At 37.1% G+C, this 17,090-nt stretch carries 15 protein-coding genes; 11 read left to right on the top strand and 4 right to left on the bottom strand.

The genetic code is table 11. From position 1 onward, the window contains the following. Positions 1-275 precede the first annotated feature (275 nt). A complete protein-coding gene (locus tag ACFILA_RS02685; protein ID WP_375660601.1) occupies positions 276-2,810 on the bottom strand; it encodes a response regulator in 2,535 nt (844 codons plus the stop codon). Between the two features lie 212 nt (positions 2,811-3,022). On the opposite strand from ACFILA_RS02685, the gene ACFILA_RS02680 reads away from it, so the two are divergent. After that, positions 3,023-3,499 carry a flagellar biosynthetic protein FliO gene (locus tag ACFILA_RS02680; RefSeq protein WP_273791174.1) on the top strand — a complete coding sequence of 159 codons (477 nt, stop codon included), beginning with the start codon at positions 3,023-3,025 and terminating at the stop codon, positions 3,497-3,499. A gap of 51 nt (positions 3,500-3,550) precedes the next feature. On the opposite strand, the gene dksA is transcribed toward ACFILA_RS02680, so the two are convergent. Both dksA and ACFILA_RS02670 read right to left on the bottom strand, forming a co-directional pair. Then, positions 3,551-3,967 carry an RNA polymerase-binding protein DksA gene (dksA, locus tag ACFILA_RS02675; protein ID WP_015856486.1) on the bottom strand — a complete coding sequence of 139 codons (417 nt, stop codon included), beginning with the start codon at positions 3,965-3,967 and terminating at the stop codon, positions 3,551-3,553. A gap of 317 nt (positions 3,968-4,284) precedes the next feature. Continuing rightward, the gene (locus ACFILA_RS02670; protein ID WP_273791175.1) at positions 4,285-4,824 is read right to left on the bottom strand and encodes a flavin reductase; all 540 of its coding nucleotides are present in this window, start codon (positions 4,822-4,824) and stop codon (positions 4,285-4,287) included. Positions 4,825-4,969: 145 nt separating this feature from the next. On the opposite strand from ACFILA_RS02670, the gene rpe reads away from it, so the two are divergent. The 10 genes from rpe (at position 4,970) to ACFILA_RS02620 (ending at position 14,076) form a co-directional block, all read left to right on the top strand. Further along, the gene (gene rpe, locus ACFILA_RS02665) at positions 4,970-5,656 is read left to right on the top strand and encodes a ribulose-phosphate 3-epimerase (protein WP_375637471.1); all 687 of its coding nucleotides are present in this window, start codon (positions 4,970-4,972) and stop codon (positions 5,654-5,656) included. Continuing rightward, a complete protein-coding gene (gene purB / locus ACFILA_RS02660; protein ID WP_375660600.1) occupies positions 5,656-6,963 on the top strand; it encodes an adenylosuccinate lyase in 1,308 nt (435 codons plus the stop codon). The genes rpe and purB overlap by 1 nt, the downstream gene beginning before the upstream one ends. A gap of 68 nt (positions 6,964-7,031) precedes the next feature. After that, on the top strand, positions 7,032-7,580 hold the full coding sequence (locus tag ACFILA_RS02655) for an alpha/beta hydrolase (RefSeq protein WP_273791178.1): 549 nt from the start codon (positions 7,032-7,034) through the stop codon (positions 7,578-7,580). A 173-nt stretch (positions 7,581-7,753) separates the two neighbouring features. Then, positions 7,754-8,518: a phosphoribosylaminoimidazolesuccinocarboxamide synthase gene (purC, locus tag ACFILA_RS02650; protein ID WP_273791179.1), complete on the top strand. Its 765-nt coding sequence runs from the start codon at positions 7,754-7,756 to the stop codon at positions 8,516-8,518. Positions 8,519-8,598: 80 nt separating this feature from the next. Beyond that, positions 8,599-8,838 (top strand): phosphoribosylformylglycinamidine synthase subunit PurS, encoded by a 240-nt coding sequence (gene purS / locus ACFILA_RS02645; RefSeq protein ID WP_273791180.1) that lies wholly within the window; start codon positions 8,599-8,601, stop codon positions 8,836-8,838. Positions 8,839-8,849: 11 nt separating this feature from the next. After that, positions 8,850-9,521, top strand: coding sequence for a phosphoribosylformylglycinamidine synthase subunit PurQ (purQ, locus tag ACFILA_RS02640; RefSeq protein ID WP_273791181.1), 672 nt, complete (start codon positions 8,850-8,852; stop codon positions 9,519-9,521). Between the two features lie 292 nt (positions 9,522-9,813). Next, positions 9,814-12,024 (top strand): phosphoribosylformylglycinamidine synthase subunit PurL, encoded by a 2,211-nt coding sequence (gene purL, locus ACFILA_RS02635; protein ID WP_375660599.1) that lies wholly within the window; start codon positions 9,814-9,816, stop codon positions 12,022-12,024. Between the two features lie 59 nt (positions 12,025-12,083). Continuing rightward, positions 12,084-12,317: a BolA/IbaG family iron-sulfur metabolism protein gene (locus ACFILA_RS02630; RefSeq protein ID WP_375643225.1), complete on the top strand. Its 234-nt coding sequence runs from the start codon at positions 12,084-12,086 to the stop codon at positions 12,315-12,317. A 98-nt stretch (positions 12,318-12,415) separates the two neighbouring features. After that, positions 12,416-12,748, top strand: a complete 333-nt coding sequence (gene grxD, locus ACFILA_RS02625; RefSeq protein ID WP_273791184.1) for a Grx4 family monothiol glutaredoxin — start codon at positions 12,416-12,418, stop codon at positions 12,746-12,748. A gap of 71 nt (positions 12,749-12,819) precedes the next feature. Continuing rightward, complete coding sequence (locus tag ACFILA_RS02620) at positions 12,820-14,076, top strand: multidrug effflux MFS transporter (protein ID WP_375660598.1); 1,257 nt, start codon at positions 12,820-12,822, stop codon at positions 14,074-14,076. Positions 14,077-14,542: 466 nt separating this feature from the next. Here the strand turns inward: ACFILA_RS02620 and parC are convergent, their stop codons facing one another. Continuing rightward, positions 14,543-16,792: a DNA topoisomerase IV subunit A gene (gene parC / locus ACFILA_RS02615; RefSeq protein WP_273791186.1), complete on the bottom strand. Its 2,250-nt coding sequence runs from the start codon at positions 16,790-16,792 to the stop codon at positions 14,543-14,545. Positions 16,793-17,090: the final 298 nt, after the last annotated feature.

The following is a 17,090-nucleotide window of genomic DNA, read 5'->3' as shown; positions in this document are numbered from 1 at the left end:
CAACAATCTATTAATCAGCATATTTCAATGCTTTACACATAGTTTTTGCTCAGTATCTACAATTGAAAATCTCTATGAAATATTGACATAATAGAGTCCATCTCTTCATAAATTTTTGCACAAAATATGTAATTTTTTGAATTTTAGTTCATTTTTAAAATTTTTCTTCTTTATTCAATTCTATGACATTATCATAAGCTCTATTTATCAAAATACTCTCGTATTTCGCCTAAAAAATCTTAAAATACGCAATTTTCTATTGCATAAATTTTTGTTTATGACGAAAGTGTTTCTTTAACTGTTACAGCTAACTGTTTGAGTGTAAAAGGCTTAGATAAAAAACCAAAAACAGCATCTTGTGGAAGATTTTTAGCAAAGGCATCTTTTGCATATCCAGAAACGAAAAGAAATTTGATATCAGGATAGTTTTTACGGACTTCCTTCAATAAAGTGGGCCCATCCATTTCTGGCATCACCACATCGGAAACAATAATATCAACTTCTCCTTTTTGTTCCTCAAGAATAGAGAGTGCTTCCACCCCACTTGCTGCCTCTAAAACCGTATATCCTCTCATTTGAAGAGCTCTTACTCCCCCCATTCTGACCGCATCTTCATCTTCAACCAATAAAACAGTCGCAGATCCTGTTAAGTCTATATTTTTATCTTTCTCTTCATCTTTTTCAATCTTTTGAGAAATTTCTCCTTTTATATTGGGGATATAACGGGGAAGAAAAATATGAAATGTTGCTCCTTCACCTTCTTTACTTTCACAATAAATGTACCCACCGCTCTGCTTGATAATTCCATAAACCATTGATAAACCAAGTCCTGTTCCTTTTCCAACTTCTTTTGTTGTAAAAAATGGCTCAAACATTTTTTCTTGTATAGCAGCAGATATACCAGCCCCTGTATCTGAAATAGTCAATTGCACATACTCGCCAATTGCTAAACCAAGATGATTAAATTCAGCACTTTGTTGCTTTGTAATATTGTTTGTCGCAATCGTAACAATACCTCCATCTAACATGGCATCACGCGCATTAATAACCAAATTCATAATAACACGCTGGAAAGATGCTTGATCAACTTCAACGCTCCACAAATCTCTTCCATGGATAATTTTTAACTGAATATTATTCCCCAAAAGTGGTAAAATAAGATTGCGGATATCTGATAAAAATTCAGTAAAATCAACTTCTTCAGGTCGAAGTGTTTGCTTTCTAGAAAAAGCTAATAATTGCTGTACAAGAGCAGCTGCTCGATTAGCATTATTTTTAATATTGATCAGATCAGCATGAGCAGGATCAGAACTACGATGCGTATTTAAAAGAAGATCACACGACATTAAAATTGCTGTTAAAACATTATTAAAATCATGAGCAATACCGCCAGCCAATTGTCCTACAGCTTGCATCTTCTGACTTTGCATCATTTTGTCTTCAAGTGTTTTTTGTTCGGTTGTTTCAATGACAGAGATAATAAGCAAATCTTGCAATGCATCACCATGATAAGGCGGTACAGACATAATATGGAGTCGTAAATGGCATTCTTCATTTTTTTCTAAAACAGTTTCTAGAGAAACAAAATAATTTTTATTTATCGCAATTCTCTGAAAAGAACGCTCTAACTGCACACAATCACGACGAGAAATAACATCATAAAAATTGACAGCTTTGTCCATACATCCCGTGAGTGATGAAAAAGCTTTATTCATATGAATCAATTGCCCTGCATGATCCACCACGGCTATTGCAAAAGGACTCGCATCAAAATATTCTCCTAATATACTGGGTAATTTTAATTGATCGTCCTCTTCTTTTTGTATTTGTTGTGGAATGATCACAATACGATAAATGGCCTCCTCTTCTAAGAGAGAAGAAACAGATATAAGACAATGGAATATTTTCTCACAAGTCGTGTGTGAATTTAAATATAACGAAAACCTATAAGGTAAAGAGTAACCTGAACTTTGATATTTGTTGGTTTGCAAACAGATATCACTCCATGAGCTCTTAGCGCCAACGCTATCAAATAACGAATCAAAATTATATTGACCAATTGAGAAATTCGCTAAATCAATTGAAAACCATTCGGCAAAAATCGCATTGGCATAAAGAATAGTTCCTTGTCTATTAACGGATACAAAACCAATAGGGGCTTGATCCAAGTGATTGATAGCCTCTTGAAGGTTCGAGAAAAAAACTTCTCGCGTTTGTTGTAAATGCGAAATATCAGTAATACGCCAAAATAAAAGCTTTTTTTTCTGTTTTGTGATAGGCTGCACGGAAATATTATACCAAACAGATTTTTTTGGTGTAGAATCGGTAAAAATTGGTTGTTCTACTCTCAATTCCTCTTGCGCTGCAAGATTATTACAGGCAGCAACCTTTAAGCGATACGAGAGTGCACCTGCTCCTGGAAGATCAGCAATAACCATATAACAAGACACTTCAGGCTTATAGGTCAGAATTTTTTGATAGTTTTGATTAGAATAATAAACAAAACCAGAAAGATCAGAGATTACAATTGCATCATCGCTCCTATTAAAGATGCTAAAATCAAAATCTTCATGCGACCACACATGATATCTTAAAATGCCCATTCCACACAAAACGAGTGTTGCAACACCGATAATTGCTAGAATCAAAAAAGATATTGATATCGCCTTTTGCAAATAGCTTTGTGGATAAAAAAAACCTAAAATACCCACAATGAAAAGAAAAACTAATATAAAAACAACACCCAAAATCACAACTCTTCGATGAACAGAAGACGCTGATCTTTTATTATTATCAAAACCTTTATCCATCTCTCATTGCCTTAGATTTAGCTGTTTCTTATATCACAAAACTTCCTTTATATTCATTGTTATAAAGTATATACTATGATATTATCTTTCTAAGAAAGCTCACTTAATATTAAAAATTTTATTTCTTGTATTTAAGTGAGCCTTTTAAGGGTGTATTTATAAATTTATCTCGATAAAAAACGATATTTTCACACAAAAATGGGAGAAAATCTATGTATATCTGGTTATCAGAGCAAATAGGTGTATCTGCTGCGAAAATAACGATAAGCTCTTTGTTTTTTATAATAACAATCACAGCTATTACCATAATTATCTTGTTTTTACGTCGTTTAAGTACGAGAAGATTCAGCATTAATAGAAAAAAAAGTCTATCACGATTAGCATTATGTGAAGTAATTTCTATAGATCGAGCACGCCGCCTTGTTTTAGTCCGTTGCGATAATAAAGAACATTTACTCCTTATTGGCGGATTAACAGATGTGGTTGTAGAATCCGATATTACAGGTACATCTAAAATACAAAAGAGAGAAACACACACACATCTAAATTCCGCCCCTACAGAAAGAAACAACATATCGGATAAAAATCCCTCTCCTTTTACGAATCAAGCGGTAAAAGATTCAGCAATCACCGCCGAAATTGAGGGGCGGCAAGAACCATCTTTATTCATTCCTACTCCTCAAAAATAAAAATACACAATTTTATCACCACGAATTTCGTTTTTTATCATTTCAATGACTTTAATCATCGCGATAAACTCTTTCACGTCGTTCGTGACGTTCTTGCGCTTCCAATGACAAAACGGCTATCGGCCGAGCCTCAAGACGCTTTATACTAATGGGCTCGCCGGTTTCTTCACAAAAACCGTATGTCCCATTATCAATGCGCTCTAAAGCAGCATCTATTTTTGAAATAAGTTTCCTCTGACGATCACGAGCACGTAATTCGATTGTACGATCAGTTTCACAAGAAGCCCGATCAGTCAAATCGGGTTGACCAACATTCTCTTCCTGCAAATTTTCCAAAGTCTCACGAGCTTCTTTTAATATATCATTCTTCCAAGAAACCAGTTTAGCACGAAAATACGCCTTTTGCCGCTCATTCATAAAAGGCTCATCTTCACTAGGGCGATATTGACCATCAATCTCTTCGCTCATGCAATAAAAAACCTCCACATATGCTATGTGCGGTCTATATATTGTGCAATACCCATCAACACAAGAGTAAAATGTCTTTTCATAACAATTGACGAATATGTCTAAATACACTGTTTAGGTTTAATCGCTTTTTATGTAGATTGGATTCTTGATCAAATCTCATCCAGAATCATTTTTCTCGCTTATTGAAAAACTTTAAAAAGAAGGAAATCTAATATCAGATATCAGAGCCATCCCTCCCCTACTCTCTCATTCATTGTTTAAAGTCTAAATGAAGCAACAATAAATCATTTCATCAATGCAAAAAAATAAAATCTTTATAAAGGCAAAGTGTGATATTCACGTTTCAAATACATCAAAGCATCTTTTTCTTGATTACAGTTAATTGCAACAACCTCACCAATCAAAACACAATGGGTTGCGTGCTCATGCCAACAAATCAAACGACAATCAAACGATGCTAGAGCGTCTGAAAGACTAGGCGCCCCCGTTTGCAAAGCTCCCCATTGAGCAACATCAAAACGCTCATTTTGTGTAGAATTGCAACGCCTCGAAAAAACATCCGCTAATGAACGATGCTTTCCTGCCAAGCTATTAACACAAAAATTTCCATTCTCCATAAACACCTGATTCTTTAAATTATGGCGCATGAGACAAACAAGAAGGGTTGGAGGATCATCAGATAAAGAACAACACGCCGAAACAGTCACCCCGCGTCTTCCCTTAATACCATTTGTTGTCACAATATGCACAGCGCCTGCAAAAAGACTCATGGCATCTCGATATTCTTGGGAAGAAACCGCGATAGTATGTTTATGTTGAAGTTCAGGCATCAAATATGTTTTATGATTCGACATATCTTTCACTTATAAAGCTTTAAAATTTCAAGCGATCTTTCCATAAAAAGATCTATAATACATATTTTTTCTTTTCCGTCATAACACAAAAGATATTTGTGTATACACAGCGATATGATAAAAACTGCCAATCAAGGAGATTTTAATGCCCCATTCTCATCTCATTTCGCCTTCTCTCTTGGCTTCTGATTTTTCTAAACTTGGACAAGAAATGTTAGATGTTGTTGATGCTGGTGCAGATTGGCTTCATCTTGATATTATGGATGGGCACTTTGTTCCTAACATCACCTTTGGTCCTGAAATCATCAAAGCTCTACGCCCATTAACAAAAGCAATATTTGATGTCCACCTGATGATTGCACCAGTAGACCCTTATTTGGAAGCTTTTGCAAAAGCGGGTTCAGATATTATAACCATTCATGCTGAAGCAAGTCCACATCTTCATCGTTCATTACAAACAATCAAAAAAATGGGAAAAAAAGCAGGAATCGCACTCAATCCAAGCACTCCTGAACATGTACTTGAATATTTGCTTGATCAATTAGATCTCATTCTCATCATGACAGTCAATCCCGGTTTTGGTGGACAAAGTTTTATTCCAGAAATAAAAGATAAAATTAAGCGCGTTAAAAGCATGATTGCAAACCGCCCTATTGATCTTGAAGTTGATGGTGGTATCACCGTTGATACAATTGGGATAGCTGCAAAAGCTGGTGCAAATGTATTTGTCGCAGGCTCTGCAATTTATAAAGATGGAAATAAAGAGCTTTACAGAACACGTATTAATGCATTGCGCCAAGCCGCAATCCTCTCACAACAAGGAAAAAAATGATGATCGCACGTTATTCCCGCCCTGCAATGGTAACAATTTGGTCTCCCGAAACAAAATATCGTATTTGGTTTGAAATTGAAGCCCATGCCTGTGATGCCCTTGCTCACTTAGGGATTATTCCGAAAGAAGCCGCCAAAGTCATTTGGGAAAAAGGGGCAGCAGCTACATTTGATGTCAATCGCATTGATGAAATTGAAGCAATTACCAAACATGATGTTATCGCATTTCTAACCCACCTAGCTGAATTCATTGGACCAGAGGCACGTTTTATCCACCAAGGCATGACATCATCTGATGTTCTCGATACAACGCTGAACATTCAATTGATGCGTGCGAGTGATATTTTGCTAGAGGATATAGATCAACTTCTTGAAGCATTAAAAAGACGTGCTTTTGAGCATAAAGAGACAATCACCATTGGGCGGAGTCATGGCATTCATGCTGAACCGACAACATTTGGAATCAAGTTTGCTCTTGCATACGCTGAATTTTCCCGTTGTCGCAAACGTCTTCTTGCAGCACGAGAAGAAATTTCTACTTGCGCGATTTCAGGAGCCGTAGGAACTTTTGCAAATATCGATCCACGCGTTGAAGAACATGTAGCAAAAGCCTTGAGGATGCGTGCTGAACCAGTTTCCACCCAAGTAATACCAAGAGATCGTCATGCTATGTTTTTTGCAACACTTGGTGTTATTGCTTCCTCTATTGAAAGGCTAGCGATAGAAATACGCCATTTACAACGAACAGAAGTTCTTGAAGCAGAGGAACATTTCTCACCTGGGCAAAAAGGTTCATCGGCAATGCCTCATAAACGTAATCCAGTTTTAACAGAAAATTTAACTGGATTAGCCCGTATGGTACGTGCATTTGCACTCCCAGCCATGGAAAATGTAGCACTTTGGCATGAACGTGATATTTCCCATTCATCTGTTGAGCGTTATATTGCTCCAGATGCGACTATTACACTTGATTTTGCTCTTTCTCGCCTCACATCTGTCATTGAAAATCTCATTGTCTATCCAGAAAATATGCAAAAAAATCTCAATAAATTCCGCGGTCTTGTTCACTCACAACGGGTTCTTTTAGCCCTCACACAAGCAGGGATTAGTCGTGAAGATTCTTATCGAATTGTACAACGAAATGCGATGAAAGTTTGGGAACAAGGAAAAGATTTTTTAGAAGAACTCCTCAACGACAAAGATGTTACTAAAGCTTTAAGTGAAGAAGAACTTCGCGAAAAATTTGATCTTTCTTACCACACCAAACATATCAATACGATTTTTAAACGTGTTTTTGAAGAACAATAAAGCGACATAGAAAACCAAAATCCATTCCACCTATGATCAAAAATCTGTTGTAACAAAGAAAACAATTCATGAAAGCAAATCAACTCGATATTCTTATTGTTCCTGGCTACAAGGGATCTGGTCCAGATCATTGGCAAACACGCTGGGAAAAAAAATTGTCGACAGCCCGCCGCATTGAACAACTCCATTGGTCAAAGCCTGTTTGTGAAGAGTGGGTTAACAAAGTTAAAACCGCCATCGCAAAAGCTCAAAGGCCTGTTATGCTTATTGCTCATTCATTAGGAGTTCCCAGTGTTATTCATGCAACTGTACAAAATACAGAAAAAATTTGTGGCGCATTCTTTGTTGCACCTCCAGATGTCGCCAATGAAAAAATACGTCCCAAACATTTAATGACATTTGGCCCCTATCATCGCCAAAAGCTTCCTTTTCCTTCTATTGTCATAGCCAGTCGCAACGATGAGTTTTGTCAATTTTCAGTAGCAGAAAAAATTGCCAATGATTGGGGATCACTCTTTGTTGATGCTGGGTATTCTGGCCATATTAACGCAGAATCCGGACACGGACCTTGGCCTGAAGGGCTTATGGTCCTCTCTCACTTTCTTGCAAAAATTTGATCCAAAAGAGGTGATCTTCTTTCTCATCGCTTATGTATCTTCACCTTTGGGTAAACGTGTAATGATAAAAATTATAAAAGTATCATAGCAATATCATTGAGAAATTCTATCAATTAGGATAGTATCATTTATCAATGTTATTAAAAACCTCTCAAGATAAATAGAGAATCATGATGAATCGTCGCCACCGTATTTATGAAGGCAAGGCTAAAATTTTATATGAAGGACCTGAACCAGGGACTTATATTCAATTTTTTAAAGATGATGCAACTGCCTTTAATGCAAAAAAACATGAAATTATCGACGGAAAGGGGGTTTTAAACAACCGAATTTCGGAACATATTTTTAGCCATCTTGGACGTTTGGGCATCCCAACACATTTTATCAAACGTATAAACATGCGCGAACAGCTTATTAAAGCGGTGGAAATCATTCCGTTGGAAGTTGTTGTGCGCAATGTTGCTGCTGGCTCTCTTGCTAAGCGTTTGGGACTGGAAGAAGGAACCCCGCTTCCGCAATCCATCATTGAATTCTACTATAAAAATGATTCTCTCGATGATCCTATGGTAACGGAAGAACATATCACAGCTTTTGGGTGGGCTGTCCCACAAGAGATAGAAGATATCATGCAACTTTCAATTCGTATTAATGATTTTCTTTCTGGGCTTTTTGCCGGTGTTAACATACAATTAATTGATTTTAAAATGGAATTTGGTCGCCTGTGGGAAGATGAAACGATGCGCATTGTTCTTGCTGATGAAATCTCTCCTGATTCTGCACGACTATGGGATATGCACACACAAGAAAAAATGGATAAAGACCGTTTTCGTCGTGATATGGGTGGGCTTATTAATGCCTATCAAGAAGTTGCCAAACGTCTTGGTATTATGAATGAAAATGAACCAACACGACCAAGTGGTCCCGTTCTCGTAAAGTAAAAACAAGGTAAAAAAACATCACCTTATATAAATACCCCTCTTTCAAAGGAGAGGTTCTTTAAAAAAGCAGGAAGCAAAAAATGAAAGCACGCATTACAGTTACTTTAAGAGAAAGCGTTCTTGATCCACAAGGAGAAGCAATTGTCGGTGCTTTAAAAAGTTTAGCTTTCGAAGGCATTCAATCCATTCGTCAAGGAAAGGTTTTTGATATTGTTCTTGATGAACTACCTTCTGAAACCGCAAAGAAAAAACTTGAACAAATGTGTGAAGAGTTACTCGCAAATACTGTCATTGAAAATTATACAATCGAACTTTTTTAAGTGAAACGCTCATGAAAACTGCCATCATTCAACTTCCTGGATTAAATCGTGATCGAGATATGGTTGCAGCATTACATCATATAACGGGAGTTGAGCCACTAAAAATTTGGCAAACAGAAACAACAATTCCAGATGTAGATGTTATTATTATTCCTGGTGGCTTTTCCTATGGCGACTACTTAAGATGTGGTGCGATTGGAGCGCGAACTCCCGTCTTAAAAGCCATTCGTGAAAAAGCACAAGAAGGTACGACAATTATAGGTATCTGTAATGGATTTCAAATTTTGTTGGAAGCAGGATTATTACCCGGTACTTTAATGCGTAACGCTTCTTTAAAGTTTGTTTGTCGTGAAATCAAACTTGAAGTCGTCAACGCCAAGACAAAATTTTCTCGATATTATTCTAAAGGACAAATTATTCGTTGTCCTGTTGCCCATCATGACGGAAATTATTTTATTGATAGTGAAACATTGAAACAAATGGAAGACAATGAACAAATTGTTTTTCGCTATGCAGAAAATACAAACCCGAACGGCTCAATGAAAGATATTGCTGGTATTGTTAATAAAGCTGGTAATATTCTTGGTATGATGCCCCATCCTGAAAACTTTATTGAACCCGCCCATGGAGGTACTGACGGTCGTTTACTTTTTCAAAGTGCTTTAGAGTTAGTAAATGGATAATGCTGCAAAAATACTCGCGCTCCATAATTTAAAAAACAAGGATTTATACCATTTCTCGCATCGTAAATCTATAAACAAAGCTCTTCACAAACAACAATGGATATTATTTTCTAAACACATAATTATTTAAGACCATTTGTAGTCTTAAATCCCACCAAACAAACGGACAAAATCTTCAGCTTACTGTCTATAAATATTTTTATTATTAAACAACATTATTGTTTATAATATAAGCTGCTAGGTTAAAAAAATAAAAATGCTAAATTTCGATTAATTTGACGGATAAATAATCATGAAGCCTTGCAATAACATCACTATTACACCAGAACTCATTGCACAACACGGGCTAAAAGAAGATGAATATCAACGTATCCTAACGTTAATTGGTAGAGAACCAACATTTACTGAACTAGGAATTTTTTCTGCAATGTGGAACGAACATTGTTCCTATAAATCATCTAAAAAATGGCTAAAAACTCTTCCAACAGAAGGAAAATGTGTCATCCAAGGACCTGGTGAAAATGCTGGTGTTGTCGATATTGGCGAAGGACAATGTGTTGTTTTCAAAATGGAAAGCCATAACCACCCTTCTTATATTGAACCTTATCAAGGTGCAGCGACAGGTGTTGGTGGTATTTTACGTGATGTATTTACAATGGGAGCCCGTCCTGTTGCTGCTATGAATGCATTGCGATTTGGTGCTCCTGATCACCCACGAACACGCCATCTTGTTTCTGGTGTTGTTTCTGGAATAGGTGGTTACAGCAATTCTTTTGGCGTTCCAACGGTTGGTGGAGAAGTAAATTTTGATGAGCGTTATAATGGCAATATCCTTGTTAACGCTTTTGTCGCCGGTATTGCAAAGACAAACGCCCTTTTTTATTCTAAAGCGCAAGGTATTGGACTCCCTGTTGTTTATCTTGGTGCAAAAACAGGACGTGATGGTGTCGGTGGAGCAACAATGGCCTCTGCTGAATTTGATGATTCAATCAGTGAAAAACGCCCAACTGTTCAAGTAGGTGATCCTTTTACAGAAAAATGTCTCCTTGAAGCATGTTTAGAGCTCATGGAACTTAGAGCCGTGGTTGCTATTCAAGATATGGGAGCCGCAGGACTCACCTCTTCTGCCGTTGAAATGGGGGCAAAAGGAAATTTAGGGATACAGCTTAATCTCGATACAGTTCCTGTTCGAGAAGAAAACATGACAGCCTATGAAATGATGCTTTCTGAAAGTCAAGAGCGTATGCTCATGGTCCTTAAACCAGAACTAGAAAAGCAAGCAGAAGCAATTTTTCATAAGTGGGGGCTACATTTTTCTATCATTGGGAAAACAACCGATGATTTACGTTTTCGTGTATTTCATCAAGGGGAAGAAGTTGTCAATCTTCCCATCAAAGAGCTTGGTGATGAAGCGCCTGTTTATGATCGTCCTTGGAGTGAGCCGGTAAAAAAAACACCCTTGAAAGCAGAAGACGTCAAAAAAGTTGAAAATCTTGGTGATGCGCTTCTGACCTTATTGAATTCTGCTAATCAAAGTTCACGGCGATGGGTTTATGAACAATATGATACCCTTATCCAAGGAAATAGCCTTGTTTGTCCAGGAGGTGATGCAGGCGTTATCCGTGTAGGAAACAACAGCAAACGTGCTCTTGCTTTTTCTTCTGATGTAACACCTCGCTATTGTGAAGCAGACCCTTATGAAGGAGGGAAACAAGCTGTCGCAGAATGCTGGCGAAACATTAGTACGACAGGTGCAACACCACTGGCTGCTACAGATAATCTCAATTTTGGTAACCCTGAAAAACCTGAAATTATGGGACAGCTGGTTTTTGCTATTAAAGGTATAGGAGAAGCTTGTAGAATCCTCGATTTTCCTATCGTTTCAGGCAATGTTTCTCTTTACAACGAAACAAATGGGGAAGCCATTCTTCCAACCCCCACCATTGCTGGGGTAGGTCTTCTTAATGATTGGTCTAAAATGGTAACAATAAGTGGTATGCAAAATGGAGATATTCTTGTTTTAGTAGGAAATTGCGGCTCCCATTTAGGACAATCAATCTATGCACGTAACATTTTAAATATTGATGCAGGCGCCCCCCCCCCTGTAGATTTACAACTTGAAAAAAAGCATGGTCAATTTGTTCGAGATGTCATACATCGTGGTTTTATTCACGCCGCCCATGACCTTTCTGACGGAGGATTAGCGATAGCACTTGCTGAAATGGTGATTAAAGCAGGTAAAGGAATCAAAGTAAAATTAAGCAATAAATCACCCCATCATGCAGAACTTTTTGGAGAAGACCAAGGACGTTATCTTTTAGCCGTCAAACCTCACTCTCTTAATAGTCTTAAAGAGCGTGCACAAATCAATACAGTTTCTTTAACAGAGCTAGGTCAAGTCGAGGGTACTTCCCTTAATATAGATGGGATATTAACACTTTCAGTAGACAAACTCACAAAAGCCTATGAAAACTGGTTTCCACAATTTATGGGTGAAGAATAAAAATTGTTTTTTCTCTAAAACAGCCTTTATAAAAAAATGAACAACATAGGAGAATAATGATGGCAATGAGTGCCCATGCAATTGAAACGCTTATTCGTGAAGGCATTCCTGATGCTACTGTAATAATTCGTGATCTTGCTGGAGATGGGGAACATTATGCTGCAGAAGTTATTTCTGAAAGTTTTCGTGGTAAAACCCGTGTTCAACAACATAAAATGGTCTATGATGCCCTTAAAGGCAATATGGGAAATGACCTTCACGCCTTAATGTTGCAAACAAATGTCCCAAAATAATCTAAAATTTTTTCTTGCATTCACACATTTAATACGATTAAAAGCAGTATGGATATAAATTACACACTGATAAAAATCTGAAATATCGAGGGATAAAAATGACCACTGTTCATGATTTTATTGACAACGAAATTAAAACAAACGACGTCATTTTATTCATGAAAGGAACACCTGACGCTCCGCAATGCGGGTTTTCAGGACAAGTGGTTCAAATCCTTGATTATTTAGGATTGAATTATAAAGGGATTAATATCTTAACTTCTAACGAATTGCGTCAAGGGATTAAAGATTACTCAAATTGGCCAACAATTCCACAGCTTTATATCAAAGGTGAATTTATCGGAGGCTGTGATATTGTTAAAGAGATGTTTCAAAACAATGAGTTACAGGAACTTTTGAACGAAAAAAATATTCCCTGTAATCAATCATAGGTATCTTTCATTTTATTCAGACTCTTAAAAAGAGCTGTTTTCAGACGAAATTTTTATTTCAAGGATGCCATATGTCATATTCAGTCGATGAACAAACGCATAGAGATGCGATTAGAAACAAAATTGGCTATAAAGAATTTGTTATTCTTATTGCTTCGCTTATGGCTATTAACGCTATAGCTGTTGATATTATGCTGCCAGCTATGCCCAATATTTTAGACGGCTTAAATGTTCTCAATGAAAATGATCAACATTATATCATTTCGAGTTATCTTATTAGCTATGGCATTGCTCAAATATTTTTCGGTCCAATAAGCGATAGGTATGGACGACGTAAACTTATTCTTCTCGGGCTTGCTTTTTATTCATTTACGGCGATTGGCTGTGCCTTTGTAACTGATTTTTCTCTCTTGCTTATTTTACGTATCTTGCAAGGTATTGGAGGGGCTGCTATGCGGGTTCTTACAGTTTCCGTCGTACGTGATCTTTACAGTGGTCGAAAAATGGCAGAAGTTATGTCTATTGTTATGATGGTTTTTCTTGTTGCACCAATGGTTGGTCCCGCAACAGGACAGATCATTTTACTGCTCGGACATTGGCAATATATTTTTATTTTCATGGCAATGATTGGTTTAGTACTGATGATTTGGATTCAACTGCGCTTGCCTGAAACTCTTTATACGCAACGCTCTCTTTCCTTTTTTTCAGTTAAACACAACTTATGGATTGTAATAACCAATCGCACAACACTTTGCTATACACTTGCAACTTCCATTATTTTAGGCTGTATCTTTACCGCCGTTAATACATCACAACAAACATATGAAGGGATCTATAATCTAGGACTTTGGTTCCCTATTGCTTTTGCAGTTGGTGCTGCATTTCAAGCTCTATCATCATTCTTTAACTCTCAACTCGTTGGACGCCTTGGAATGCGGCGTATTGCTCATACTATGCTTTTGCTCTTTTGTGCTGCTTCATGCATTTGGTTTATTGGGTCCATCTTAGCAGGTGGTGTTATCCCTTTTCCTTTTTATATGACGTTATATTGTATATTAATGTTTACCTGCGGTGGTATTATGGCCAATTTCAATACACTCGCTCTTGAACCTGTAGGAGAAATAGCTGGAACAGCTTCTTCTGTATCCGGCTTTCTTCAAACATCTATCGGTGCAGGACTTAGCTTTTTTATTGCCCAACAATTTGATGAAACAACCATCCCAAACTCAGCAGGATTTTTCTTTCTGAGTCTCACTGCCATACTTCTCGTCTTATGGGCTGAACGTGGTCATCTTTTTAGACAATATCATAGTAATCCTAACGAATAAATATTACTATGAAAGATTAATAACATCTCTCTTGAACAATAAGAAGATAAACCTATTAGACAAAATAAAACATCTCCAAATAGAACTCTCTTGTGTTAACATTCACATTGTTTGTTTAAAGGTACAGCTCTCGAAATATCAAATCATTTCACGACAGCACCCATAAATGGTATAATGTAAAAAAACAAACATACCTATTGTTGCAACAACTCTTGTATGTGAAACGGTTTATTAAAAAATATTTTTATTCTTTTCTTCAATAGTTTTTATGAAGACGGGCTGGTCTCTCATCTCATGATAGGCAAACAAACAGTTTTGATTGATTTAACCTGAACAAGATCGAAATAAGAGAAAAACTTACGCTTTAGGTCTTTCTTTCAATATAAAAATAATAAATTATCCTTATAAATTAATATCTTAAACAATCATAAAACTATAGGGAATTTTCCCCATTTATAAAATACATTTAATTAATAAATTTTCCTGATTTTGGAAATCCTTTTGGAACCAAACGCCCGACTCCCGCACGCGTTCCCATCCATTCAAAGAGATCGTCCGCCTGACGGTTAAAGATTCGTTCAGCTGTATCTTGCCAACTTAAGCCTTCTGATAAATTAAAAGTCTTGGCATCAACAACACCACCTTCTTTATAACGCTGTAAACGAACACCTTTACCGCGATTCATTTCTGGTATTTGTTCAATAGAAAAAATAAGCATTTTACGGTTTTCACCAACTACAGCCACATGATCACCATTTACCGGAACACAAAGTTTTACCTTATCAGGAGCTTTCACATTCATCACTTGCTTTCCTTTTCGTGTATTGGCGATCACTTCTGCAGAAGAAACAATAAAACCATTACCGTGAGATGAAACCAAGAGCAATTTTTCCTCGGCGCGATGCACAAAAGCTGTGAGAACATCGTGCTCATCATCCATATCAACTAAAAGACGAATAGGTTCACCATGTCCCCGCCCTCCAGGTAAACTATTTGCACCAATAGCAAAAAACTTTCCACCCGTACTGATCAGCACAATCTTGTCGGTTGTAAATGCCGGAAATGCTAACTTTAAACTGTCTCCTTCTTTAAAAGAAAGCGCTTTATAATCGGTCAAATGTCCCTTCAAAGCGCGCATCCACCCCTTTTCAGAAATAACAATAGTAATCGGTTCTTTTTCGATCATTGCTTGTTGAATATCATCAAGATCATGTCTTGGTGCCTCTTCAAACGTCGTACGTCTTTTCCCCAAGAGTGTTTCAGGACCAAAAGTGTTTCGAACTTTTTTGATTTCTTCTGAAATTATTTTCCACTGTTTTATAGGAGAAGCTAACAAATTCTGTAGTTTTTCTTTTTCAGCTTTCAAACTTTCAAATTCTTTACGAATTTCAAATTCCTCAAGTTTACGCAAAGAACGCAAGCGCATATTAAGAATAGCTTCAGCTTGATTTTCTGTTAATTCAAACCGATTAATCAGCTTCTTTTTCGGTTCATCCTCTTCACGAATAATCTGAATGACCTCATCGAGATTTAAATAGGCAATAAGATATCCATGAAGAATTTCCAATCGGCTATCAATTTGATCAAGCCGATAATGAGAGCGACGAATAAGCACTTCTTGACGATGTTCAAGCCATTGCTGCAAACTTTCTCGTAAAGAAAGAACATTGGGTATTTTTCCCAAAGACAAAACATTCAGATTGAGGGGAAATCTTACTTCAAAGTCAGTCAATTTAAAAAGAGACTCCATAAGGAGCTCCGGATCAACCGACCGATTTTTAGGAACCAGCACGATTCTGATATCTTCTGCTGATTCATCTTGGATATCCTCAAGCATTGGCAATCGGCGTGCAAGCAATAACTCTGCTGTTTTTTCAATAAGACGTGACTTTTGAATCTGATAGGGAATTTCAGTCACAACAATCACATAAGAACCACGGCTACCAGGTTCCTGATGCCAACGTGAACGCAAGCGAAAGAATCCACGCCCAACACGATAGGATTCCTCAATACTTTTTTTAGGTTCAACTAAAATTCCCCCCGTCGGAAAATCAGGACCAAGAACGAATTGATTTAATGCCTCATCATTTACATCGGGATGCGCAATCAAATGGAGTGCTGCATCACAAAGCTCAGCAACATTATGGGGTGGAATAGATGTTGCCATACCAACAGCAATACCAGAAGAACCATTTGCTAAAAGATTAGGGAAAGCTCCTGGTAAAACAACCGGCTCTTCATCTTCCTCATTATAGGTTAAACGAAAATCAATAGCATTCTCATTAATTCCTTCAAGTAACAATGCAGCCACTTCAGTCATACGTGCTTCCGTATAACGCATGGCAGCAGCATTATCACCATCAATATTACCAAAATTGCCTTGCCCATCAACCAACGGATAACGAACAGCAAAACTTTGAGCCAAGCGCACCAAGGCATCATAAATAGACGCATCCCCATGAGGATGAAATTTTCCCATGACATCACCAACAATCCGCGCACATTTCGCATAAGACTGTCCAGGATTTAGTTTGAGAAGACGCATCGCATGAACAATCCGCCGGTGGACCGGCTTCAATCCATCACGTACATCAGGCAATGCACGGTGTGTAATCGTAGAAAGTGCATAAGCCAAATAACGTTCCTGTAAAGCAGAGCGTAATTCTATTGGTTCAATATGTTCTTTATCAAAAGGTAAATTCATTTTATCAGACATAGTATTAAAACAACAATTCCCACAATAATAAGAAATTATCTTATAGGATTTATTTAGTGAAATCTTCTATGAGTCGACTTTTTTATTAAAAGTCAATTACATAAAAACAAACGCTGCAATTAGAACATGAACAGAAAATTATATCAATTTGAAAAATTTATACATGTCCGTCCCCCTTGTCCTAAGTAATTTATTGAAAGCTTTGTCAAATCCGACGATAATTTAACTGCCTACAAAGAGTTATTTCATCCTTTCTGGAATGACAAAAGCACCTTTCAAACATCATCTTTTATTATAA

Source organism: Bartonella sp. CL71SXKL (genome assembly GCF_042194935.1).
Taxonomy (GTDB): Bacteria; Pseudomonadota; Alphaproteobacteria; order Rhizobiales; family Rhizobiaceae; genus Bartonella.
The sequence above is the reverse complement of the archived record's forward strand: the minus strand, read 5'-3'. Positions and strand labels throughout refer to the sequence as shown.